Origin of the sequence: Nocardia puris (assembly GCF_036051655.1) — a bacterium.
GTDB lineage: Bacteria > Actinomycetota > Actinomycetes > Mycobacteriales > Mycobacteriaceae > Nocardia > Nocardia puris.
Genome location: NZ_CP107943.1, coordinates 1976823 through 1998091, shown reverse-complemented (window position 1 = coordinate 1998091; position 21269 = coordinate 1976823). Strand labels below are relative to the sequence as shown.

Here is a 21269-nt window from a genome sequence, read left to right as displayed (position 1 = left end):
CGCTCAGGTCTCCGGCTTGGCCAGCGCCTGCAACATCCTGGCCGCCATCCGCGCGGTCGCGTTGCCGCTGTCGACCTCGCTGATGTGGATCGCGAACGCCAGGTCGCCCATGTTCGCGATCAACCAGCCGTCGGATCCGGCCGGCGCCGCGTAGGCGATCACGGGGAAGGACCGCAGCGGCGCCAAATCCGGCGCGGCCATGCCCTCCCGCAACATCATTCGCAGCCGCTCGGTCAGCTCACCCGAGAACGGCGTGAGCTCGGCGTCGGTCGAGGCGGGCCGGCCCGCCTCGATCATCGGCGCGGGCACCCCGCCCCTGGCGATGGAGGCGGCGGCGATCGCCATCCCGAACGGGCTGGCCAGCACCGCGTCCGAGCCGCCGCCCTGGCGCACCTGCTCGGCGGTGCGGCCCGCGATGGCCAGGCGACCGGTCACCTCGTCCAGTCCCGGCACGTGCACGTCGAGGCCGATGCCCAGCGTCGGCGCGGCCTCCGCGGCCTCCTGCACCGACACGTCCTGCGGCGCTTTACCGTCCTTCGCCGCCGCGACGGCGCGCAGCAGTTCGATATTGCCGCCGATCGGGTAAAGCCCCGTGAACGAGATCGGCCCCTGCTCGGTGGCGTAACTGTTCTGTGCCACCGCGACCACCGCACCGTTGGACGGCTGGATCGCGACGATCGAGGCGGGCGTGCCGACGCTCACCACGGCGTCCTCGGCGGCGCGCTGCAAGCGCTGGTCCATGGTCGCGGCGATGTCCGGGCCGGGCGGGCCCTGGTAGCCGGCCACCTGGCCGACGAATCGCCCGTCGGCCTCGAAGATCTGCACGCCCCACCCGGAATGCTGTTCCTGGCTGGCCTCCCACACCTTGCGCAGCGCGTCCAGTTGCGGCGACCACACGCGCCGGTCGGCGGCGATCAGCCGGGGCTGCTTCTCCATCACCACGCCCGGGATCGGGGCCATGCGCGGTTCGAGGATCGCGAAATCGCCCTCGCGCAGGTTCACGGCGGTGATCGGCGCGCCCTCCGCGTTCGCCAGCTGCTCGCGCAGCGATTCACCGGTGATCAGCGGCGCGACGGGTTCGATGGCGGCGGCCAGCGCGTCGGTGGAGGCCACCGGATCGGCGATGCGCGAGGGGTCGAGCTTGATCACGTTGATGATCTGCTCGGTCATGAGCGGTTCGCCGACGATATCGATCACGCGCGGCGGCGGTTTCGGCGTGGTGCGCACCAGTTTCACGGTGCGGCTGCCGGTGAGGTCGGGCATCACCACGGCGGGCTCCCACGAGATCCGCCAGCCGATGGCGAGTTTGCGGACGGTGCCCTGCACGCTGTAGCGCCAGTCCTTGTGCTCGCCGAAGTTCCAGCCGACGTCCATGCTGAAGAGCGCCGATTGCCCGTCCAGGTCGATGAATTGGGTCTTCTCGTAGTCGGCGGTGCCCGGCGCCAGCCCCTCGAACATTTGCTTCAATGTTGCGGATGCGGCGTTCGGGTACGAGGTGAGTTCGGCGGCCTTGCCGTAGTCCTGCTCGTCGAGCAGTTCGGTGAACCGTTCGACGATGGCCTCGGGCTCGTTCGGTTCCTCGCTGAACCCGCACGCACCCATGGCGATCGCCACAGCCGCCACCCCCGCGAGTGCCACAGCAACCCGAACGCGAAAGCGGCGGGATCCCCACACATCCATGTCGCCCACTCTTCACTCTTGTCACTTCAGTAACAAGACAACCGTACCTGAATCGACCGTGCCCGCCACGCCCCGGTGATCGGGCCGTTACCCATGCTCAGCCCTACCGATTGTGCCCGATGAGCGGCGGTGTTCGGACTCGATCACGAGTGGTGTCCCGTCACAAGGCGATAACCGGGCGCCGCTACGGTACCGGCCGGATCGCGGACGCGGGCGAGAACCGCCCACGGCGGCGATTCGCCGCCTCCGCGACCTGTCCGGCAACGCGCGACGCCCTCTGGATACCCGATCTTGTCCCCGTTCACGCACGGCGAAACCGCGCGGTCGATTTGCGGCGTAATCTTGTAATCACCGCAATAAAGCACCACCGTAAGTAGGTGATCGACCATGCGTAAACACGGCTTCGGACGACCGGGCGGCTGGCAACAGGCCGACCTGCCCGACCCCGCCGATGTGCCCGACTGGTTCGCCGGTCGATTGCCGCAGGACTGGTTCACGGGCGAGCCGGTGATCGAGGTGGACCGCGAGGAGATCGTGGTGATCGGCGAGTTGCCCATGCCCGAACCCAAACGCGCCGAGGAGGGCGACGAGGCGCCCACGGAGAAGATCCCCACCGCCACCAAGGAGGGTGCGATCTCCCGGTTCCGCGAATCCACACGGCCCGACCGCATGAAGATCGCGAGCGAGGCGCAGCGCCGCTACGGGCGCAACGTGGCCTGGGGAGTCTCGGTGGACGGCGAGCGAATCATGTTCACCCAGCTGGCCGTTCCGGTGATGACGCGCCTGCGCCAACCCGAGCGCAAGGTGCTCGACACCTTGGTCGACTCCGGCGTCGCCCGCTCCCGCTCGGACGCGCTGGCCTGGACGGTCAAGCTGGCGGGCAAGCACGCCGAGGAGTGGCTCGAGGAACTGCGCACCGCCATGCGCAAGGTCGACGACCTGCGCTCGGAGGGCCCGAAGGGGCTGTGAGCGCGCGATAGGGTGTCGGGCATGGCCGCTCCGATTCTGGTCCTGAACGGGCCGAACCTGAACATGCTCGGCACCCGTCAGCCCGAGGTTTACGGGGCGGCGACGCTCGACGACGTGGTCGCCCTGTGCGAGCGCACCGCGGCCCGGTTCGACCGCACGGTCACCGCGTTCCAGTCCAATCACGAAGGCGCGCTGATCGATCGCATCCATCGGGCGCGGGGCGCGGAGTCGGCCATCGTGATCAATCCGGGCGGACTCACCCACACGTCGGTGGCGTTGCGCGACGCGCTGGTCATCCCGGAGGTGCCGATCGTGGAGGTGCACATCAGCAATGTGCACGCCCGCGAGGAATTCCGGCACCACTCGTTCGTCTCCCCCATCGCGACGGCCGTGATCGCCGGGATGGGGATTCAGGGGTACGCGGCCGCGATCGAGTTCCTCGCGACGCGCTGAGCGTCAGGCCAGCCGGAAGACCGGGAAACCCGGTGCGATGGCGGCGAGTTCGGCGTCCGTGGAGTCTTTGGTGACGCCCTCGAAGAAGCGGCCCACCTCCCAGCCCCACTTCTCCAGGTAGAGGCGCAGCACGGGAATCTTGTCGGCGTCGGCGATCTCGGTGGCGGAGAACGGCTCGACCTTGCGCCCGAGGCGCAGTTCGCCCGTGCCCGCCGCGCGCAGGTTGCGCACCCACTGGGTGTGGCCGCGTGGCGCCACCAGGTAGCGGTCGCCGGAGGGATCCACCAGCAGGTTGACCATGGTGGTGCGCCATTCGCCGCTCGTGCGCCCGCGCACCGCGAGCAGTCGCGAGCCCGCGACACCGATCCCGATCCTGGGCAGCCAGTTCAGCACCCGGTTGAGCACGGGATCGAGGCCGGTGGGGGCGAGGTAGCGGGGGCTGGCGTTCATAGCGACTCCTATTGTGTGAGCACTGCTCTCTACTGAGAACGATACTCCGGCATGCTCGCGCCAAAGTCAAGAGCACTGCTCTCTAATCACGGGCGAGAAACAGCGCTGATGCGGCGAAAGGTAGTAGGTATGCTACGAGTCATCCGGTCTGGACAACGGGAGGACAGTCAATGACCGTGGAAGAATCCGTCGCGCTCGATGTCGAAGGCCTGCGCATGCGCTACGGCCCGAAGGACGTCCTGCACGACGTCACGTTCCAGGCGCGCACCGGCGAGGTCCTGGCCCTGCTCGGCCCCAACGGCGCGGGCAAAACCACCACCATCGAAATCCTCGAGGGGTTCCGCATGCGGTCGGCCGGACGCGTAGACGTGCTCGGCACCGACCCGGCGCACGGCGGGGAGGCGTGGCGGGCGCGCATCGGCGTCGTCCTGCAGTCCTGGCGCGACCACGCCAAGTGGCAGGTGCGCGAACTGCTCACCAACCTCGGCGCCTACTACGCGCCCTACGGCACCGAGAGCGTCCGCAAGCCGTGGGACATCGACGCACTGATCGAGGTCGTCGGGCTCACCGACCAAGCGAAGACCCGAGTCGGCGCGCTCTCCGGCGGCCAGCGTCGCAGGCTCGACGTGGCCATCGGCATCGTCGGCCGCCCCGAAGTGCTGTTCCTGGACGAACCGACGGCCGGGTTCGACCCGCAGGCCCGGCGCGAATTCCACGACCTGGTCCACCGTTTGGCCGACGACGAGCGCACCACCATCCTGCTCACCACCCACGACCTGGACGAGGCGGAGAAACTGGCCGACCGCATCCTGATCCTCGCGGGCGGGCGAATCATCGCCGACGGGTCGGCCGACGCGCTCTCGCGGCGCATCGCGGGCGAGGCGGAGGTGCGCTGGACCCGCGACGGGCAGCGTTTCGTGCACACCACCGTGGAGTCGACGAAGTTCGTCCACGACCTGTTCAAGCAGCACGGCGATCAGATCGGGGAACTCGAGGTACGCCGCGCCTCACTGGAAGACACGTACATGACCCTGGTGCGCCGGTTCGAATCCGGACAGCCCGACACCGAGGTCCGCACCCTGGAAGAGGTGGGTCGATGAATCCGGTCGCCAACGCCGTCCGCGCCGGACTGTCGCGCGGCGTGATCGAACTGCGCCAGTCGCTGACCAACGGCACCGACCTGTTCGGCCTGCTGTTCTGGCCGATCGCCATGGTGATCACGCTGGTCTTCCTGCGCAACAGCACCTTTCAGGCCACGGACTTCGAACTCGGCACGCTGGCGCTGCCCAGCATCCTCGGCATGCTGGTGGCGTTCAGCAGCATCGTGAGCATCGCACAGCTGTTGGCGGTCGAGCGCGAGGACGGAACCCTGTTGCGCGCCAAGGCGACTCCGAACGGAATGGTCGGCTACCTGGTCGGCAAGTCGGTGATGGCGGCGGGGTGGGTGCTCACCTCGTTCTGCGCGGTGCTGATTCCGGGGCTGCTGCTGATCGGCGGCGTCGAATTGGACACGCCCGCACGGTGGTTCGCGCTGCTCAGTATCGTGCTGCTGGGCATGCTCGCGTCGCTGCCGATCGGCGCGTGTCTCGGCTCGCTGTTCGCCACGCCGCGCGGCGTGGGTTTCGCGTCCATGCCGATCATGGCGCTGGTGGCGGTGTCGGGGATCTTCTACCCGATCACGTCGCTGCCGGGCTGGTTGCAGGGGCTGGCGCAGGTGTTCCCGATCTACTGGCTCGGCCTGGGCACCCGCTCGGCCATGCTGCCAGAGGAGGCGGCGGCTCTGGAGTTGACCGGTTCGTGGCGGCACCTGGAAACCGTTGCGGTGCTGGGCACTTGGGCCGTGGTCGGCATGCTCGTCGCGCCGGTGCTGCTGCGCCGGATGGCGCGCAAGGAGTCGGGATCGAGCGTCGCGGCGCGGCGGGAGAGGGCCATGCAGCGTGCCTACTGAGACGATCTACAACCGGATCGCCATGCTGCGCGCCGAGCGCGGGATCTCCCGCCGCGAACTCGCCGAAGCGCTGGGGGTGCACTACCAGACGATCGGATACCTGGAGCGCGGCGAGTACAGCCCCAGCCTGCACCTGGCGATGCGGATCGCGGAGTACTTCGAGGTGACGGTGGAAGTGGTCTTCTCCACCAAGCCATTTCCTCGGCTGGGTGCTGAAACCGCTTGACGGGAAGCGGGTCCCGGGACGGATCCGGCGTGCGAGATAGCCACGATCCCACACGTCCGGATCCAGCCCGAACCCCACACATGTGGAGCCAGTTCTTATTGCCGAGCAGTACGCCGAAGGCGTTGGCTAACCCTTTCCTCAGTTGGGTGCCGAAAGTGCTTGATGGGAAGCGGGTTTCAGCGCCCGGCCAGCAACTCGAACACCGAAACCCCGTGTCCCGCTTCCTCACTGGCCGCGACGGCCTTGCGCCACAGCGCCTGTGAGGCGTGCGAGAGGCTGGCGTCGACGCCGACTTCCTCGCTGGCGTCGATGATGTGCTGCGCGCCCGCGACCATCATCTTCAGCGACGCCACATCGCGCCAGCCGCCCGCGAGGTTGGTCTCGCCGAACTCCTGGATGAAGTACTCGTAGGCGCCGGCCGAGCGCACCGCGTACGGGAGGAACTGGTTGAGGTCGTGGCCCGACTTCACGATCATCGCCGTCGCCTGGTCGAAGGCGAGCAGCCAGGGGTGGAAGAAGGTGAGCAGGGCCTGGTAGTAGATCTGCGAGAGGCCGTCGTCGGTGCCCAGGTACTCCTGCGGGCTGAGCGGGCGCAGCAGCTCGGCGTGGGCGTCGAACACCTCGCGGGGGCCGCTGTAGAAGATGTAGGAAGCGGGGTGGCCGATGTTGTCGCCCGCCGACATCACGCCGCCGGAGAGGAACCGCGCCCCGCGCTCGCGCACCCACGCCGCGCCCGTGCGGGCCTTCTCCGGCGAGTCCGACGAGAGGTTCACGATCGCCTTGCCGGGCAGGTGGTCGGCGGCCTGGCCGAGCACGTCGTACATGGCGTCGTAGTGGGTGAGGCTCAGCACGGAGACCTCGTTGGCGTCGAGCGCTTCGGCGACCGTCGCGGCCCGCTTCGCGCCGAGCTCGACCATCGCGTCGGCCTTCGCGGCACTGCGGTTCCACACCGTCACCTCGACGCCGGCGTCGAGGAACGCCCGCACCATCGCCTGACCCATCGGGCCGAGGCCGAGCACGGAGACGGAGCGGGTTGACTTCTCGGACATCGTGTCCCTTTCGATTCGCGGATCTTCCTGCACTGCCACCGATGCTCGTTCGTGCAGGTAGAGTCGACAAGACCGCACGTTCGCGTGGGGATACACACCTCGAGGTACGCAATCTGGTCAGGAGGCCGGCATGGGCAGCGACAGTGACACGGATAACATTTGCGGAATGTCGCTGGCCATCGACGTGGTCGGCGGCAAGTGGCGGATGCACCTGATGTGGGCCCTCGCCGACGGGCCGCAGCGCTTCGGCGAACTGCGCCGCCTGCTCGACGGCGTCAGCGAGAAGGTCCTCGCCGAGAACCTGCGCCACCTCGAATCCCACGGCGTCGTCCACCGCGAAGTGTTCGCCGAAATCCCCCCGCGCGTCGAATACACCCTCACCCCCTTGGGCCAGGAACTCGCCACCGCCCTGCACTCCCTCGAACAGTGGGGCGACAAACACCGCTCCGAAATCCTCCGCACCTTCGCCTCGGCGAGTTGACGCCCACCCCGGGGGAGGCGACCGCCCGCATCGACGCCGAGTTGGTGGCCGAGGCGGGTGTCACCGAGGTCGACCGCGCGGAGGCCGCAGCGGCGTTCGCCGGCGCGGAGCACGCCGCGGCGGCGGACCAGGACGGGCCGGTTCGGCCTTGATCGCGCCGGACGGCGGAGCGCCGACCAGCCGCTGATCACGAGGTCAGCGCTTCAAGTGCCGTTCGGCGATCTGTTCGCCGAGGCGGTGGAGGAGGGACTGTGCGGCGGTCATGCAGCGGGCCGGGTCGGGTTCGAGGTCGGTCAGGGCGTAGCAGGCGGTGAAGCCCGCGGCTTGTATTTCGTTGTCTGACAACATATTTCGGCCGACGGCGGCGATGACGGGGAGGTCGGCGCGGCGGGCTCGGGAGGCGACGCCGATCGGGGCCTTGCCGTGCAGGCTCTGGGCGTCGAAGGACCCTTCGCCGGTGACGACGAGGTCGGTGCCGGCGAGGAGGGTGGGGAAGTCGAGGAGGTCGAGGACGACCTGGATGCCGCTGCGGACCTCGGCGTTCAGGAAGGCGAGTGCTCCGAAGGCGGTGCCGCCCGCCGCTCCGGCGCCGGGCACGTCGGCGTATTCGGGTCCGGCGACGCGAGACCAGTTGGCAAGGGCCGCTTCGAGAGTCGCGCGCTGGGCGAGGTTCGCGCCCTTTTGGGGCGCGTAAACGGCGACCGCGCCGGTGGGGCCCAGCAGGGGGTTGTCGACGTCGCACGCGAGGGTGAAGCGGGTGGTGGCGACGGCGGGATGGAGACCGGTGCGATCGAGCGTCGCCGCATCGGCGAGAGCCGCACCGCCGGAGGGGAGTTCGTGCCCCTGCGCGTCGAACACGCGGGCACCGAGCGCGGTGAGCATCCCTACGCCACCGTCGGTGGAGGCGCTACCGCCGAGACCGATCACGATGTGCCGCGCGCCCGCGTCGAGCGCGTGGCCGATGACCACTCCGAGCCCGTGAGTCCCCGAATGCAGCGGATCGAGTTGCCCGCCAGGCAGTTTCACCAATCCGACCACTGCCGCCAACTCCACGACAGCCGTATCCCCCTGCCGCGCATACGAAGCCGGCCCGACAACCCCGGTCGGCCCCGGCGCCCTCACCTCCACCCGCTCCCACCCCGCCGCGACGAACGCGTCCACCGTCCCGTCCCCGCCATCCGCCACCGGCACCTGCCGGATCACCGCCCCGGGCACCACCCGTGCGATCCCGCCCGCCAGCGCCGCCGCCACCTCCGGCGCCGTCAACGATCCCTTGAACTTGTCGGGGGCGAGCACCACCCTGGGCGCGTCGTTCATCCCCACATTCTGACCGCGGCCACCGGAACCCGCATGTCAAGCCACCGGAACGCGGCCACCGCGCCGGAGGGCTCGGCCTGCATGAGGGGAGCGCCGGAAAGACCACCCATGATCGGAACGATCATTCGTTCCGATCATGAGCTCCTGACGCGGCGGGTTCCGGAGGTGAGTCCGGCCGGTTCTCGAAGTCGGCGAGGGTGACCTCGAGCCAGTTGCTCGCCGACGGCCGCTGCGTCTATGGCTTGGAATACGACTCGCTGCAACCGGTCACGGCGTCGGTCGACTATTTCACCCACGCCGCCGAACGGATCCTGGCCCTCAATGGCGTCGGCACGCTCGACCTCGTCGGTAAATCGCAGGGCGGCTTGATCGCCCGTGCGGTCAGCCTGAGACTCGCCGAAGGGACCGCTGGTTCGGCTCGCCAGGTCGTATCGATATTCGGTCCGCAGCACGGCATTCGCACGGTGGTGGCGGGGAGGGATGTCACCGGGGCGATCGCCGGGGTCCTACCGGTGGTATTCCCCGAGCGACGCGGCCCTGGCCGATATGGTGGCGGGCTCTCCGTTCCCGACCGAGCTCAACAGTGGCCCGATGACAGCGGCCGACGTGCGCTACACCATGATCGCCACCCGTGACGACGCGATCGTCACGCGGTACACCTCCGCGTTCATCGACGCGGCCAACGTCACCAACATCCTCGTCCAAGACGGTTGCCCGCAGGACCGCACCGGGCACATCGCCGGGTCGACAGACCCGCGGACCATCGATCTCGCGCTCAATGCCCTCGATCCGCACGAACATCCCGCCCTCCGCTGCGTTGCCAACGACGACCGGAGGTGAGGTCCGCGTGCGCGAATCGACCCGCGGATAGCGTGGCCTCAGCGGCGCCTTCGGGTCGAGTGCGGTCGGGCCGCACACGATGAGCCGTTGCGCGCTCACCGGCCTCGGCCGATCACCGACATGCGGTGTGTGCCCCGCTCACCGCACGGTCAACGGCGCCTGATCCGCACGATCGATCGTCACGACCCCGCTGCGCAGGTACTCCAGCACCGCCTCGTCCACCGCGGCGTTCCCTCGCCCGAGCACCCCGTGATCCCCGCCCTCGACGGTGATCAGCGAGCCGCCGAGCGCCCGCGCCATGGCCGGGCCGCCCTCGTACTGGGTGAGGGCGTCGTGGCGGCTCTGCAAGAGCAGGGGTGGGGTGGTGAGGGCGGTGCCGGTCAGGGCCACCGGTTCGGTGACAGGTTCCCAAGAGCCGCAGCTCATTCCGGAGCGCACGAGGTCGGCGCGGGCGTCCATGGCGTTGCCCCCGGAGACGATGGTGCCGACGGCGGAGCCGATGAGCTCGGGACGCGGCGGCACCGCGTTCTCGTTGCAGGTGATGGCCGCGAAGACGAAGCGCCCGGTCGGGTCGGTGGCGGTGGCGGTCTCGATCGCGAGCAGGCGGCCCACGTTCGCCGGGTCGCCGTTGGTGTCGGCCATGGCCCGCGCGAAGGTGGGCCAGTAGGCGCGGGTGTAGGTGGCGACGGCGGTCGCGGCGACCAGCGGCACCTGCGCCGACGCGCCGCCGGAGAGCAAGGTGCGCACCAGGTTCTGCACCTTGCCCGCCTGCTCGACGGTGCCGTTGACGCCGTCGCGGGCGATCTCGGCCAGCGGTTCGGGCAGTTCGCCGGGCAGGTCGGCGACGCTGGCGGGCGGCGGGGTCAGGTTGGCGTACCAGCCGCCGCCTTGCGCCGAGACCAGCCGCACCCAGTTCTGGTAGACGCGCAACGCCGTGTCGCCGAGACGGTATTCGTCGTCGTGCTCGGCGATCCAGGCGAACAAGTCGTCGAGGCGCTGTTTGCCCGCCGCCTGCTGCTGGGCGAACTCCTCGGTCCACACCCAGCCCGGATGCACGTTGGAGTCCAGCACCATTCGCTCCACCCGCTCGCCGAACAGCGACGCGTACACCGCGCCGAGATAGGTTCCGTAGGAGGTGCCGAGGTAGCCGATCCGGTCGATGCCGAGCGCGGCGCGCACCGCGTCCAGATCGCGCGCGGTCTGCTCGGTGGTGATGGTGTCGAGGTAGCCGGGCTGCGCCGCGTCGCATGCCGCCTTGATCGCGCTGCGCGTGGCGCCCGCCGAAATCTGTTCCGCCCCTTCGGCTCCGGTCACGCACCGCAGCGGCGTCGCCCATCGCAGCCCGCGCGGCTGCACGGCGATCCGGTCGTAGTGCTCGGCGATCGCGGCGGGCATCGTCTCGGCGCGCTGGGCCCAGTAGCCGAGCGCGTCGGCTCCGGGACCACCAGGATTGGCGAACAGCACGCCGTGCCGGGCGCCCTTGGCGGCGATCCGGCTGACGGTGAGGTCGATGCGGGGACCGTCGGGATCGGCGTGGTCCATCGGCACGCTCACCACGGCGCACCGCACGTCGGCGCCCGCGGGCACCGAACCGTCCGGGCAGGAACCGAATACGGGAGCGGCCCTCGCCGACCCGGCGACCATCGTCGCGCCCAGCAGCACCGCCGCCCCCACGGCGGCGACCGCCCGTGAAATCCTGATCATGTTTCGCACCTCCGCCGAGCCACCGCGCGGCACGACCAAGAGCATTCTGCGCAGCCACGCGCCCGGCCGACAAGTCGTACGGCGGTATCCGGCGACCACGCCGGCCCTGTCATCGGGGCCCGGCCCGAGGAATCCGCGGCGGGAGTTCGTCGTCTGGCAGGACGGAAGCCGGGAGTTTCTTCGGCGACGCGACCGGCGTGGATCCGGTCCGCGCGCCGGACGGGACCCCGAGACAGGTCCGAGGGGCTGACCTGGTCCGGACGCCGGGCGGCCCGTCACCAAGGCGCAGGCGGCCGACGCGGTGGAGCGGTGCCGGGAACAGGCCCGGCGTTTCGCGAGCTAGGCGCGGGTTCGACGACCGATCCGTGGCCCGCGAGGGCGAGCCGATGCCGGGTCCACCCTGGCAACGCGGCGCGCACGCCCGGGACACTGCCTCGGTGGATGCGTCGTCACGACGGTGTTCGGAGTAGCGTCGAGCCATGTCGACCGAGGTCCGGGACAACACCGCGCAGCAACGATTCGAGATCTACGTCGACGGCGCCGTCGCCGGGCACACCGAATACCAGGACACCGCCTCCGAACGCGCCTTCGTGCACACCGAGATCGATCCGCGCTACGAGGGCCGCGGGTACGCGAAACAGCTCGTCGCGGCCGCGTTGTCCCGCAGCCGCGACGAGGGTTTCGGCATCCTGCCGCTGTGCCCGATGGTCCGCCACTTCGTGGAGACCCATCCCGAATACATCGCGTCGGTACCGCAGTGGGCGCGTACGAGATTCGGGCTGCCGCAGTGACTCAGTAGGCGGCGACGGCGCCGTCCAGCGCCAGTTGCAGATCGGTGCGCACCAGCCGGGCGATCTCGGCCGGTTTGGCGGGCAGGTCGGTGATGGGCGGGCGGAAGTAGAAGCTGGCAGACACCGCCTCCTCCTTGGTCGGCTCGATCGCCGGGTCGGCGCGCGGGCCGTAGCTCAGGCCCAGGCACACCAGCGCGGGCTGCACGTCGAGCTTCATGGTGCGGAACGCGATGTGCCCGATACCGCTGCCGATGGCCTGCACCTGGGTGGGGTCGACGTCGTTGCAGGTGCCCTCGGGGAAGATCGCCAGGTGGTCGCCGCCGGCGAGTCGTTCGGCGCAGACGTCCATCATCCGCTGCCCCGCCGCGTTCACCGCGCGGATGCCGTGATCCTTGCCGCGGAACACCGGGATGCCGCCCATCATGTCGACCTTGCGGCGCTGCTCGGGTTCGACGAACAGCTCGTCCTTGGCCAGCACCCGGACCTTGCCGATGATCGGGCGCAGCGGGCTGCGCCATGCCGCCGCCGCGACGGTGTAGGGATCGTTCTGCGACAGGTGATTGATGGCGAAGATGGTCGGCGTGCCCGAACGGATCAGCGCCTTCACCTTCTGCTTCGCCTGCTCGGCGTAACTGATCCGCGGGCGGTAGCGGCGTCCCAGAAGGGCATAGGCGGCCAGCGCTTTCAGGCGGTTCTGCCGGTGATTTCGATAGAAGTCGTAGACGGTGTCACAGTTCTCGAGAACGACCTCGGGCGGTTGCATGACCCGAGCCTACGACGCCGGGCCGTGAGCGACGTACATGAGTCCGGCGGTACCACCTTGGCGGACAGCCCGACCCAGACAGTCGGGCCCGCGCGCGCACTTCCGCGCACTTTTCCAGAAATCCAGGCCCCTGGAAACGAGCACTCCGGCCGACAAACTGCGATGATGTCCGAGTGGCACGCCCAGATGACCCGGACGATCGCAAGACTCACGGCGGGCACGGCGACCGCCGCCGCGGGCCCCGGCGCGGCGAGGCAGTCGTGCGCGCGGGCACCTTGTTGCTGGCCGCCACCGATCTGGTCGAGCCGACCTTCCGCCGGACCGTCGTGTACATCATCGAGCACAACGACTCCGGCAGTTTCGGTGTGGTGCTGAACCGTCCCACCGACACCGCCATCCACGACGTGCTGCCGCGGTGGACCGAGATCGCCGCCTCGCCGCGCACCCTGTTCGGCGGCGGACCCGTCAAACGCGACGAGGCCCTGTGCCTCGGCACCCTGCGCGAGGGCGCCACCACCGCGGGCGTGCCCGGTATGCGCCGCGTCGACGGCCGCGTGGTGATGATCGACCTGGACGCCGATCCCGACAAGATCGCCCCGCTGGTCGAGGGCATCCGCGTCTTCGCCGGGTACGCGGGCTGGACCTTCGGCCAGTTGGAAGGCGAACTGGAGAACGACGACTGGATCGTGCTCTCGGCCATGCCCGGCGATCCGATCAGCACCGGCCGCTCGGACCTGTGGGCGCACGTGCTGCGCCGCCAGCCGCTGCCGCTGTCGCTGCTCGCCACGCATCCGATTGAACTCGAACGCAACTGACAACGTGTACTCCTCGAGACGACAGGAGTCACACCGCATGAAGCGTACGAACTGATCCGGTGAGCGCATGGCGAAACCACCGGACGACCAGGCCGAATTGATGCGCGCGCTGTACGCCGAGCACGCGCCCGCGCTGTGGCGCTACACGCTCGGGCTGGTCCGCGACCCGGGCCGCGCCGAGGACATCGTGCAGGAAACACTGCTGCGCGCCTGGCAACGCCCGAACGTCCTGGACCAGAGCACCACCTCGGCGCGGGCGTGGCTGTTCACCGTCGCGCGCAACCTCGTCGTCGACGAGCACCGCAGCGCCCGCAACCGCCGGGAGTTCCGCACCGACAGCCCGCCCGAACAGCCGGCCCCCGACCAGGCCGAGCGCGCCCTGGACGGCTGGCTCGTCGCCGACGCGCTGGCCAAGCTCAGCGCCGACCATCGCGAGGTGATCGTGCGCGCCTACTACCGTGGCTTGTCCACGCATCAGATCGCCGAGGAACTCGACATTCCCCCGGGCACCGTGAAATCCCGTATGCACTACGGCATGCGGGCGCTGCGACTGGCTCTACAGGAGATGGGGGTGACCACCCGATGACGGACATCGCCGACGACTACACCACGTGGGACGCCCCGTACGTGCTCGGATCCCTCACCGGAAGCGAACGCCGCGAGTACGAGGAGCACCTCGCCGGCTGCGCGAGCTGCCGGGCGGCGGTGGCCGAATTGGCGGGTATGCCAGGGATGCTCGGCCTGATCGACGCCGACACCGCACTCGACATGATCGCCGACGAGCCGGCGCCGTCGGTGCCACCGGTGCCCGATCTGCTGCCGCGCCTGGCCGCCGCCGAACGCAAGCGCAGGCGGCGCGACCGCTGGTACGCGGTGGGTGGCGCGGTGGTGGCGGCCGCCGCCGCGGTGGCGATCGCGATCCCGGTGGTCTCGTCCGTCACCGACGCGGGCACGCCAGCGACCGAACAGGTGATCGCCGAACGGTCCATGAGCCCGCTGGAGCCCTCGCCGGTCACCGCGAGTTTCAAGCTGCTGGCCGACGGCGACCGCGCCCGCGTGGTCATGACCTGCACCTACGGCGACAGCGACCAGCGCTACACCTGGAAGTACCGGCTCACGGTCACCGGCACCGACGGCAGGCAGCTCGAGCTCGACGAGTGGCCCGCGGGCCCCGGCACCGTGCTGACCGTGGACCGCACCCTCGACATGGCCCCCGACCAGGTGCAGAAGGTCGAGATCAGGTCGGTGGCCACCGACAGGGTGATCCTCACCGGATCGGTCTGACCGGCGGGTGGTCGACGACTGAACCACCCGCCCGGCCGTCTCGTGTATCTGCTGTACGAGCACTCGGGTCTCGAAGGGAGCATCCATGCCGGACCGGGTCGTGGATCATCTGGTGCGCGCGGTTTCCGCGCTGGGCGCGCGACACGTCTTCGGCGTGGACGGCGCGAATATCGAGGACCTGTACGACGCGCTCTTCGATTCCGGCGTGACCGGCGTGGTCGCCAAACACGAGTACTCGGCCGCCACCATGGCCGACGGGTACGCGCGCGTCACCGGCGGGCTCGGTGTGGTGGCCGCGACCTCCGGCGGCGGGGCGATGAATCTCGTTGCGGGGCTGGCGGAGTCGTACGCCTCGCGGGTTCCGGTGCTGGCGCTGGTCGGGCAGCCGCCGACGGCGCTGGAGGGGCGCGGGGCGTTCCAGGATTCCAGCGGGCGCGCGGGCACCATCGACGCCGTCGCGCTGTTCGGTTCGATCAGCGGGTATTGCGCGCGAGTGGAGCGGGCCGCCGAATTGCCCGTCCGTCTCGCCGACGCCGTCGCCGCCGCCCGGCGCGGCGCGCCCGCGGTGCTGCTGTTGCCCAAGGACGTCCAGCAGTCCGCACTCGACGCGCCGCCCTTCCGGCTGCCGCCGCGACCGCATCACCGCGATCACTCGGCGCTGCGCCGGGTGCGGGCGGCGATCGAGGCGGCGCGGCGGACCGGCAAGGTGGTGATCCTGGCCGGCGACCAGGTGGCGCGCGACGACGCCCGCGACGAACTGGCCGGACTCGCGGCCACGCTGGACGCGAGCGTGGGCGTCGCGCCCGACGCGAAGGACGTGTACGACAACACCGATCCCGGATTCCTCGGCGTCGCGGGCACGATGGGCCACCCCGAACTCGTGGCGGCGCTGCGGTCGGCGGCGCTGTGCCTGGTGATCGGGACGCCGCTGCCGGTGACGGCGCGGACCGGGCTGGAGGAGCTGCTGGCGGAGGTGACCGTCGCGAGCGTGGGCGTCGCGCCGCCGCATCTGCCCGCCGTGCACGCCACCAGCACCGACCTGGCCATCACCCTGCGTGAGCTGGCGGCCGAATTCGACGGTCCCGCAGGGGTTTCCCGCCCGGCGCGCACCGCAGCGCCCACACCGCTGAGCGTGCCGGACGGCCCCGGGCTGCGCTACCGCGAGATCGTGGAGACTATCGGCGCCGCATTGCCCGCGGGGACCGTTGTTTTCGCCGACGCGGGGAACACCGGCGCGGCGGTGGTGCATCACCTGCGGGTGCCCCGGGGCGGACGATTCGTCGTCGCGCTCGGCATGGGCGGCATGGGGTACGCGTTCGGCGCGGGCATCGGCGCGGCCTTCGCGCGGCCCGAGACGCGCACCGTCGTGATCGCGGGCGACGGTGCGTTCTACATGCACGGCATGGAAATCCACACCGCCGTCGAACATCGGCTGCCGATCACATTCGTGGTGCTGAACAATAACGCGCACGCCATGTGCGTCACGCGCGAACAGCTGTACTACCGGGATCGCTACTCGTTCAACAGGTTCGGCGCCGCGCACCTCGGCGACGGCATCGCCGCCATGTTCCCCGGACTGCCCACGCGCACCGCCCGCACCCGCGCCGAACTCGACGACGCGCTCGGCGCCTGCCTCGCCGCGACGGGACCGTCGTTCGTCTGCGTGGAGTGCGACCCCGACGAGATCCCACCGTTCGCCCCGTTCCTCACCGCCCTGGACGCCACCCCTAGGAGGACCCCGTGACCCGTGCGCTGCCCGCACTGAGCGATATCCCGGAAGACGTGGTGCCCGGCGTGCTGCGGATCGAGAACTCCGACAAGGACGCCACCACGCCGATCATCATGGACATGCTGCGGTCGGTGTATCCGCACGACCAGATCTTCGGCGACTTCTGCCCGGTCCAGGGCTACATCGCCGCCCCGCCGCGCGAAGTGTACGAATACCTGGCCGACACGAGGTCTCTGGAGGAGTGGACCTACAGCCTGCGCGGTTTCACCGAGACCGACGAACCCGGGTTGTGGCTGGCCTACGACCGGCTCGGTGACGCGACGAAGATCTACACCCGCACCGTCGCCCACCCCGGGGCGATGACCGTCGACTACCACTGCGCGTGGGATCAGCCCGATCACCTGTGGATGGTCTATCTGATGCGGGTGGTGGACGCGCAGGTGGTGCTGGACAAGCCGGGATCGGTGGTGCTGTGGACGAATTGCCACCATCCCTTCTACGACGAGAACCCCTACCCGCACACCGCGCCGCCGAAGCGCCCGGTGTGGGTGGGCGATTTCTGGGAGATGTTCTCCGCCGGGCATCAGCTGGAGCTGGACAACCTGCGGGCCATCTGCGAGTACCGGGCCGCGCACGGGCTGCCCGTCAAGCCCGACTGGATGAAGTGAGACCCCATGAGCGAATCCTCCGCCGCCACGGTCAGTTTGGCCGACGTGTCGTCGTACCTGCCCGGTGAGCCGATCGGCACCGAGTACTTCACCCGGTTCGCGCGTTCGGACCGGATGGCGAAGAACGTGATGTTCCGCTCGCCGCGCACCCGCCACCACGTGGATCGCGACGAGACCGCCGTCGACATGGTCGAGCGCGCCGCCACCCCGCTGGCCGAACGCCATGGTGCGCAATTGTTCTCGAAGATCGACGTGCTGCTCACGCACACCCAGCTGCCCGACAATCCGGTCATGGGATGCGGACCCGAGGTGGCGCGGCGGCTGGGCATGCGGCCGCAGATCGCCTACGACCTCCACAACGGCGGCTGCGCGGCCTTCGTGAATATGATGGGGTTGGCGCGAATGATCCTGCGCACCACCGACGCCCGCACGGCGCTCATCGCGGTGGCGCAGAACTGCGCGGGACCGGTGTTCACCCAGACCGAGATCCGCAAACTAGCCCAGGCGCCGGTGCCCGGCGACGGGTGCGGGATCGGGCTGCTCGTCAAGGACGACAGCGCGCCGATCCTGGACGTGGAGTGCCGCACGTACCCCGAGTTCGCGGGCGATATGGACTTCTCCACCAACGGGGACCGCAAGTACTGGGAGCCCGGCGAAGGGCAGGGTTGCGTGAGCTTCACCGAATCGAAGGTGACGAAGGTGTTCGCGCGCGGCAACCGGCTGGTCCCGGAAGTGGCGCACACCGTGTGCGAGCGGATCGGCGTGAAGGGCCGCGACATCGACACCTTCGTCACGAACCAGCCCAATCGCCTGTTCCTGCGCAACTGGCGCGACGCGCTGGAACTGCCCGTCGAACGCCACCCCGACACTTTCGACGCGTGCGGAAACCTCTTCGCCGCAGGCATTCCCGTCACGCTGGACACCGAGAACCGGGCGGGGCGGCTGCGCAACGGGTCGATCGTGCTGATGTCGGCCTTCGCGCACGCGGGCGATTTCGCGGCCGCGGCCGCCGTGCGCTGGGGAGCGGGGCGGTGAACGTTGGTCTGCACGAAGACACGCGGTCGTCGCGGCGTCATACGCGTCCGCGACCGCCCGCGCGATTCGATCTGAGCCTGAGCGAGAATCCCTTCGCGCCTTTGCCTTCCGTGCTGGCGGCGGTGCGCTACGAGTTGGGGCGGGGGAATCGGTATCCGGAGTTCCTGCCCGCGCGGCTGCCGGAGTTGATCGCGCGGCGGGTGGGGGTGGGTGCGGACCAGGTGGTCGTCGGGTCCGGGGCGACCGGGGTGGCGATGCAGATCATCCAGTCGGTGGCGAGCGGTGGCGGCGAGATAGTCACCAGCACACCGACTTTCGACGGGTATCCGATTCTGGCCGAGATGGCGGGGCTGCGGCTGGTGCCCGTCGAGCTGGATGCGGCGGGCGGGCAGGATCTGCGCGGGCTGCTGCGCTCCATCGACAAGAGCACCGCCGTGGTGGTGCTGTGCCGTCCGCACAATCCGACCGGCACAGTGCTCACGGCGGGCGAGTTGAAGGGGTTCCTGGGTTCGGCGCCGCAGCGGGTGACCGTGATCCTGGACGAGGCGTACGCCGAATTCCTCGCGCCCGCCGACCGGCTCGACACCCTGGCGCTCCTGCGCAGGCACCCGAATCTGCTGATCCTGCGCACCTTTTCGAAGGCGTACGGGCTGGCAGGGCTGCGCATCGGGTACGCGTTCGGGCGCCGCGAGTTGGTCACGCGGGTGCGCCGCCTCCAACTGCCCTTCGGCGTCCCGACCCACGCCGTCGCCGCGGTCGCCGCGTCCTACGCCGCCGAATCCGAACTCGCCGCCCGCGTGCGCGCCATCACCACCGACCGCGAACACCTCCGCGCCGCCCTGCTGCCCCTCGGCCTCACCATCCCCCGCAGCCACGCCAACTTCCTCTACCTCCCCGGCCCAGGCACCGCCACCACCCTGCGCCGCGCCGGCATCACCGCCAAGTCCTACCCCAACGGCAGCGCCCGCATCACCGTCGGCGACCCCACCGCCTCCCGCGCCGTCCTCGCGGCCCTCACCGGGCGCGGGTGAGGGCCGCGACCGGCCCGATCCGGCCACCTGCCCCGATCCAGCACCGGTCCAGCGACACGCGAATTCAGTTGCTGCCAACGGCGCGAATCCGGCCTCGCGGTCGTTCAGGGTGAGTGCCGAACGGCTCGTGTCCCGCCAGCGCTGCCACCGGTCAGTTCCCGCCGCCGCCACCACCGCCGCAACCGCCCCCACCGCCGGACATATCGGAACCACCGGAACTCCCGGAGCTCCCGGAACTGTCGGTGCCGAAGTCCAAGGAGGCGATCCGGCGCAGCTGGCGGCTCTGCCACCGCGCGCCGAGCCCGTCGTCAGCGGGGCCCGTCCGCCGGGCATCCCGGCGGGGCCGTCCGCGTCTCGACCACGCGATGGCGCCGAGCACGGCCGCCACGGCGAAGCACGCCGCGCTGAATCCGAACCCCAGCGGCGCGGCCACCATCATTCCCAGGATCGCGAAAGCGATGGCGAATCCGGACATGTGAACCTCCCCGGTCTTCCTCCCGTACTCCAGGGTAAGTACCCAGCGGCACACCCGCACCCACATCGATCGAGGCGGGTGGTTCCATGGGTGGGTGATTCCGCGATTGCGCGCACTACAGCCGAATCCGGCACCCGCGGCGGGGACCGCGAGCCGGGTACTGGTGCGGTTCGGTCTCGGGCGGCGCCAGATCCTGCTGCGGCAGACGGTGATCGAGCCCGGCGGCACCAGCGGTTGGCACTACCACGACGGCACGCTGGTCGTCCTCGTCGCGCGCGGCACCCTGGATCACCCGGGGGCGGATGGCGTTGCGGTGACCTACCGGCGCGGCCGCGTCTTCCGGGAACCGAGCGGCCCCGCGTACCCGCACGTGGCGCGCAATCTCGGGACCACCCCGGTCACCCTCTTCGTCGTCTACCTCACCCCGAAGGGCAGCCCGCTCTCGCGGAGCCTCCCACCCCCGCCGGGCATCGCCTCGGACTGAGCGCCTCGGGCGCCCACCCCAGCGGCGCGAAGATCCGTTCGACGTGAACCCCCATCCGGGCACACCCCGAGCGCTACGCCCCAGCGGCCCGAAGAACCGTTCGGCATAAACGCCCGCCCGGGCACACCCAGAGCGCTACGGCGCATCGTCCCCTATCAGCGGGCCGACGTCGCGCGGTGACCGGGGCACGCAGCGTTCAGCTGCCTCCACCCCCGCCGCAGCCACCTCCGCCACCGCAACCACCGCCGCCTCCCCCGCCGCCGTCACCCCCGTGACCGCCACCGTCGAAGATCCCGCCGAGGAATCCGCCACCGGCCGCGCCGGCACCCCAGCCCGCGCCGCCGCCGCTACCGCTACCGCGCAGCGAGCCCCGGCCCGACGAGCGCGGCAGCGCGTTGTCGCGGATCACGCGGATCACGCCGACCACGAGCGAGAATCCGGCGAGCAGAAAGAACGGCCAGGCCGCGTCGAAGCCGAACGTGCTGGTGATGATGGCCCCGACCAGCACGAAGATGAATGTGAGCGCGAAAAACATCCGTACCTCCCCCGGATAGTTCCTCCTCGAGTCACTCCAGGCTACCGAGGGGGTACGACACCGCGCCGCCCCATTTTCCGGCGGCAGCGGGCCTCAGCTCGCGGGCTGGCAGGCGTCGCGCAGCGAGCACGCCCCGCAGGAGTTGCCGCAGCCGCCGGTGTCGGCGGGGACCAGGCCCGCGATGGCCCGCCCGGCCGCGTTCGCGCCCGCGCCCAGGGTGAACAGGGCGATCACGGCGGCGAATCCGGCGACGACCAGCGCCATCGGCCCACCGGCCGCATACGCGACGAGTCCGGCGGCGAACAGCAGCGCGCCTGCCATCACGGAGGTGGGGGCGGCGATGCGGTTCGCGACGCGGAAGGTCTCTTCGGTGCTGAGGGCCTCGTCGGTGTGGACACCGACGAAACGGTTGCGCGGCAGCTTGCCGGTGAGCCCGAGCACGCCGGTCGCGACGGCCACCGCGGCCAGCGCGAACAGGACGAGAGCGACGACGAACACCCCAGCAGATTAACCTACGACTCCGCGCGTACTACTCGCGGTAG

General features: G+C 70.1%; 27 protein-coding genes. 18 read left to right on the top strand and 9 right to left on the bottom strand.

Features of this window, described 5'->3' with window-relative positions; all coding sequences use genetic code 11:
- Nucleotides 1-3 precede the first annotated feature (3 nt).
- Entirely contained in the window at nucleotides 4-1614 is a 1611-nt protein-coding gene (locus tag OHB21_RS08840; protein WP_232331621.1) for an NTF2-like N-terminal transpeptidase domain-containing protein, read from the bottom strand.
- A gap of 453 nt (nucleotides 1615-2067) precedes the next feature.
- On the opposite strand from OHB21_RS08840, the gene OHB21_RS08835 reads away from it, so the two are divergent.
- Nucleotides 2068-2649 (top strand): hypothetical protein, encoded by a 582-nt coding sequence (locus OHB21_RS08835; RefSeq protein WP_067503292.1) that lies wholly within the window; start codon nucleotides 2068-2070, stop codon nucleotides 2647-2649.
- A gap of 21 nt (nucleotides 2650-2670) precedes the next feature.
- Nucleotides 2671-3102: a type II 3-dehydroquinate dehydratase gene (aroQ, locus tag OHB21_RS08830; RefSeq protein WP_067503289.1), complete on the top strand. Its 432-nt coding sequence runs from the start codon at nucleotides 2671-2673 to the stop codon at nucleotides 3100-3102.
- 3 nt (nucleotides 3103-3105) lie between these two features.
- On the opposite strand, the gene OHB21_RS08825 is transcribed toward aroQ, so the two are convergent.
- The gene (locus OHB21_RS08825; RefSeq protein WP_067503286.1) at nucleotides 3106-3552 is read right to left on the bottom strand and encodes a nitroreductase/quinone reductase family protein; all 447 of its coding nucleotides are present in this window, start codon (nucleotides 3550-3552) and stop codon (nucleotides 3106-3108) included.
- Between the two features lie 170 nt (nucleotides 3553-3722).
- Between OHB21_RS08825 and OHB21_RS08820 the strand changes: the two genes are divergently transcribed.
- Genes OHB21_RS08820 through OHB21_RS08810 form a run of 3 tightly spaced genes read left to right on the top strand, consistent with a single transcriptional unit; the run spans nucleotide 3723 to nucleotide 5726 of the window.
- Entirely contained in the window at nucleotides 3723-4652 is a 930-nt protein-coding gene (locus tag OHB21_RS08820; protein WP_195125070.1) for an ABC transporter ATP-binding protein, read from the top strand.
- Complete coding sequence (locus OHB21_RS08815) at nucleotides 4649-5500, top strand: ABC transporter permease (protein ID WP_195125069.1); 852 nt, start codon at nucleotides 4649-4651, stop codon at nucleotides 5498-5500. The genes OHB21_RS08820 and OHB21_RS08815 overlap by 4 nt, the downstream gene beginning before the upstream one ends.
- Nucleotides 5490-5726 carry a helix-turn-helix transcriptional regulator gene (locus OHB21_RS08810; RefSeq protein ID WP_195125068.1) on the top strand — a complete coding sequence of 79 codons (237 nt, stop codon included), beginning with the start codon at nucleotides 5490-5492 and terminating at the stop codon, nucleotides 5724-5726. Before OHB21_RS08815 ends, OHB21_RS08810 begins: the two co-directional genes overlap by 11 nt.
- A gap of 176 nt (nucleotides 5727-5902) precedes the next feature.
- Here the strand turns inward: OHB21_RS08810 and OHB21_RS08805 are convergent, their stop codons facing one another.
- Nucleotides 5903-6775 carry an NAD(P)-dependent oxidoreductase gene (locus OHB21_RS08805; protein WP_067503277.1) on the bottom strand — a complete coding sequence of 291 codons (873 nt, stop codon included), beginning with the start codon at nucleotides 6773-6775 and terminating at the stop codon, nucleotides 5903-5905.
- 130 nt (nucleotides 6776-6905) lie between these two features.
- On the opposite strand from OHB21_RS08805, the gene OHB21_RS08800 reads away from it, so the two are divergent.
- Complete coding sequence (locus OHB21_RS08800) at nucleotides 6906-7256, top strand: winged helix-turn-helix transcriptional regulator (protein ID WP_195125067.1); 351 nt, start codon at nucleotides 6906-6908, stop codon at nucleotides 7254-7256.
- Entirely contained in the window at nucleotides 7253-7408 is a 156-nt protein-coding gene (locus OHB21_RS08795) for a hypothetical protein (protein WP_157115790.1), read from the top strand. Before OHB21_RS08800 ends, OHB21_RS08795 begins: the two co-directional genes overlap by 4 nt.
- A gap of 43 nt (nucleotides 7409-7451) precedes the next feature.
- Here OHB21_RS08795 and OHB21_RS08790 read toward each other — a convergent pair whose 3' ends face one another.
- Entirely contained in the window at nucleotides 7452-8573 is a 1122-nt protein-coding gene (locus OHB21_RS08790; RefSeq protein ID WP_067503270.1) for a glycerate kinase, read from the bottom strand.
- A gap of 197 nt (nucleotides 8574-8770) precedes the next feature.
- Here OHB21_RS08790 and OHB21_RS08785 point away from each other — a divergent pair, with 197 nt between their 5' ends.
- The gene (locus tag OHB21_RS08785; RefSeq protein ID WP_147265825.1) at nucleotides 8771-9208 is read left to right on the top strand and encodes an esterase/lipase family protein; all 438 of its coding nucleotides are present in this window, start codon (nucleotides 8771-8773) and stop codon (nucleotides 9206-9208) included.
- Nucleotides 9165-9413, top strand: a complete 249-nt coding sequence (locus OHB21_RS08780) for a hypothetical protein (RefSeq protein ID WP_147265826.1) — start codon at nucleotides 9165-9167, stop codon at nucleotides 9411-9413. Before OHB21_RS08785 ends, OHB21_RS08780 begins: the two co-directional genes overlap by 44 nt.
- A gap of 138 nt (nucleotides 9414-9551) precedes the next feature.
- On the opposite strand, the gene OHB21_RS08775 is transcribed toward OHB21_RS08780, so the two are convergent.
- Entirely contained in the window at nucleotides 9552-11117 is a 1566-nt protein-coding gene (locus OHB21_RS08775) for an alpha/beta hydrolase (RefSeq protein WP_195125065.1), read from the bottom strand.
- A gap of 479 nt (nucleotides 11118-11596) precedes the next feature.
- On the opposite strand from OHB21_RS08775, the gene OHB21_RS08770 reads away from it, so the two are divergent.
- The gene (locus tag OHB21_RS08770; RefSeq protein ID WP_067503262.1) at nucleotides 11597-11908 is read left to right on the top strand and encodes a GNAT family N-acetyltransferase; all 312 of its coding nucleotides are present in this window, start codon (nucleotides 11597-11599) and stop codon (nucleotides 11906-11908) included.
- Between the two features lies 1 nt (nucleotide 11909).
- On the opposite strand, the gene OHB21_RS08765 is transcribed toward OHB21_RS08770, so the two are convergent.
- Entirely contained in the window at nucleotides 11910-12671 is a 762-nt protein-coding gene (locus OHB21_RS08765; RefSeq protein ID WP_067503259.1) for a lysophospholipid acyltransferase family protein, read from the bottom strand.
- A gap of 173 nt (nucleotides 12672-12844) precedes the next feature.
- On the opposite strand from OHB21_RS08765, the gene OHB21_RS08760 reads away from it, so the two are divergent.
- The 7 genes from OHB21_RS08760 (at nucleotide 12845) to OHB21_RS08730 (ending at nucleotide 19233) form a co-directional block, all read left to right on the top strand.
- A complete protein-coding gene (locus tag OHB21_RS08760; RefSeq protein WP_084537301.1) occupies nucleotides 12845-13486 on the top strand; it encodes a YqgE/AlgH family protein in 642 nt (213 codons plus the stop codon).
- Nucleotides 13487-13553: 67 nt separating this feature from the next.
- Complete coding sequence (locus OHB21_RS08755) at nucleotides 13554-14072, top strand: sigma-70 family RNA polymerase sigma factor (protein WP_067503253.1); 519 nt, start codon at nucleotides 13554-13556, stop codon at nucleotides 14070-14072.
- Complete coding sequence (locus OHB21_RS08750) at nucleotides 14069-14770, top strand: anti-sigma factor family protein (RefSeq protein WP_067503249.1); 702 nt, start codon at nucleotides 14069-14071, stop codon at nucleotides 14768-14770. The genes OHB21_RS08755 and OHB21_RS08750 overlap by 4 nt, the downstream gene beginning before the upstream one ends.
- 85 nt (nucleotides 14771-14855) lie before the next feature.
- Nucleotides 14856-16514: a thiamine pyrophosphate-binding protein gene (locus OHB21_RS08745; RefSeq protein WP_195125064.1), complete on the top strand. Its 1659-nt coding sequence runs from the start codon at nucleotides 14856-14858 to the stop codon at nucleotides 16512-16514.
- Complete coding sequence (locus OHB21_RS08740) at nucleotides 16511-17167, top strand: hypothetical protein (protein WP_067503242.1); 657 nt, start codon at nucleotides 16511-16513, stop codon at nucleotides 17165-17167. Before OHB21_RS08745 ends, OHB21_RS08740 begins: the two co-directional genes overlap by 4 nt.
- A 6-nt stretch (nucleotides 17168-17173) precedes the next feature.
- On the top strand, nucleotides 17174-18202 hold the full coding sequence (locus tag OHB21_RS08735) for a 3-oxoacyl-ACP synthase III family protein (RefSeq protein WP_067503239.1): 1029 nt from the start codon (nucleotides 17174-17176) through the stop codon (nucleotides 18200-18202).
- Nucleotides 18199-19233: an aminotransferase class I/II-fold pyridoxal phosphate-dependent enzyme gene (locus tag OHB21_RS08730; protein WP_195125063.1), complete on the top strand. Its 1035-nt coding sequence runs from the start codon at nucleotides 18199-18201 to the stop codon at nucleotides 19231-19233. The genes OHB21_RS08735 and OHB21_RS08730 overlap by 4 nt, the downstream gene beginning before the upstream one ends.
- 151 nt (nucleotides 19234-19384) lie before the next feature.
- On the opposite strand, the gene OHB21_RS08725 is transcribed toward OHB21_RS08730, so the two are convergent.
- Nucleotides 19385-19708 (bottom strand): hypothetical protein, encoded by a 324-nt coding sequence (locus OHB21_RS08725; RefSeq protein WP_195125062.1) that lies wholly within the window; start codon nucleotides 19706-19708, stop codon nucleotides 19385-19387.
- Nucleotides 19709-19802: 94 nt separating this feature from the next.
- On the opposite strand from OHB21_RS08725, the gene OHB21_RS08720 reads away from it, so the two are divergent.
- On the top strand, nucleotides 19803-20192 hold the full coding sequence (locus OHB21_RS08720) for a cupin domain-containing protein (protein ID WP_067503233.1): 390 nt from the start codon (nucleotides 19803-19805) through the stop codon (nucleotides 20190-20192).
- A 196-nt stretch (nucleotides 20193-20388) separates the two neighbouring features.
- Here the strand turns inward: OHB21_RS08720 and OHB21_RS08715 are convergent, their stop codons facing one another.
- Complete coding sequence (locus OHB21_RS08715; protein WP_195125061.1) at nucleotides 20389-20727, bottom strand: hypothetical protein; 339 nt, start codon at nucleotides 20725-20727, stop codon at nucleotides 20389-20391.
- Between the two features lie 93 nt (nucleotides 20728-20820).
- Nucleotides 20821-21225, bottom strand: a complete 405-nt coding sequence (locus OHB21_RS08710) for an SdpI family protein (protein WP_067503226.1) — start codon at nucleotides 21223-21225, stop codon at nucleotides 20821-20823.
- Nucleotides 21226-21269 lie beyond the last annotated feature (44 nt).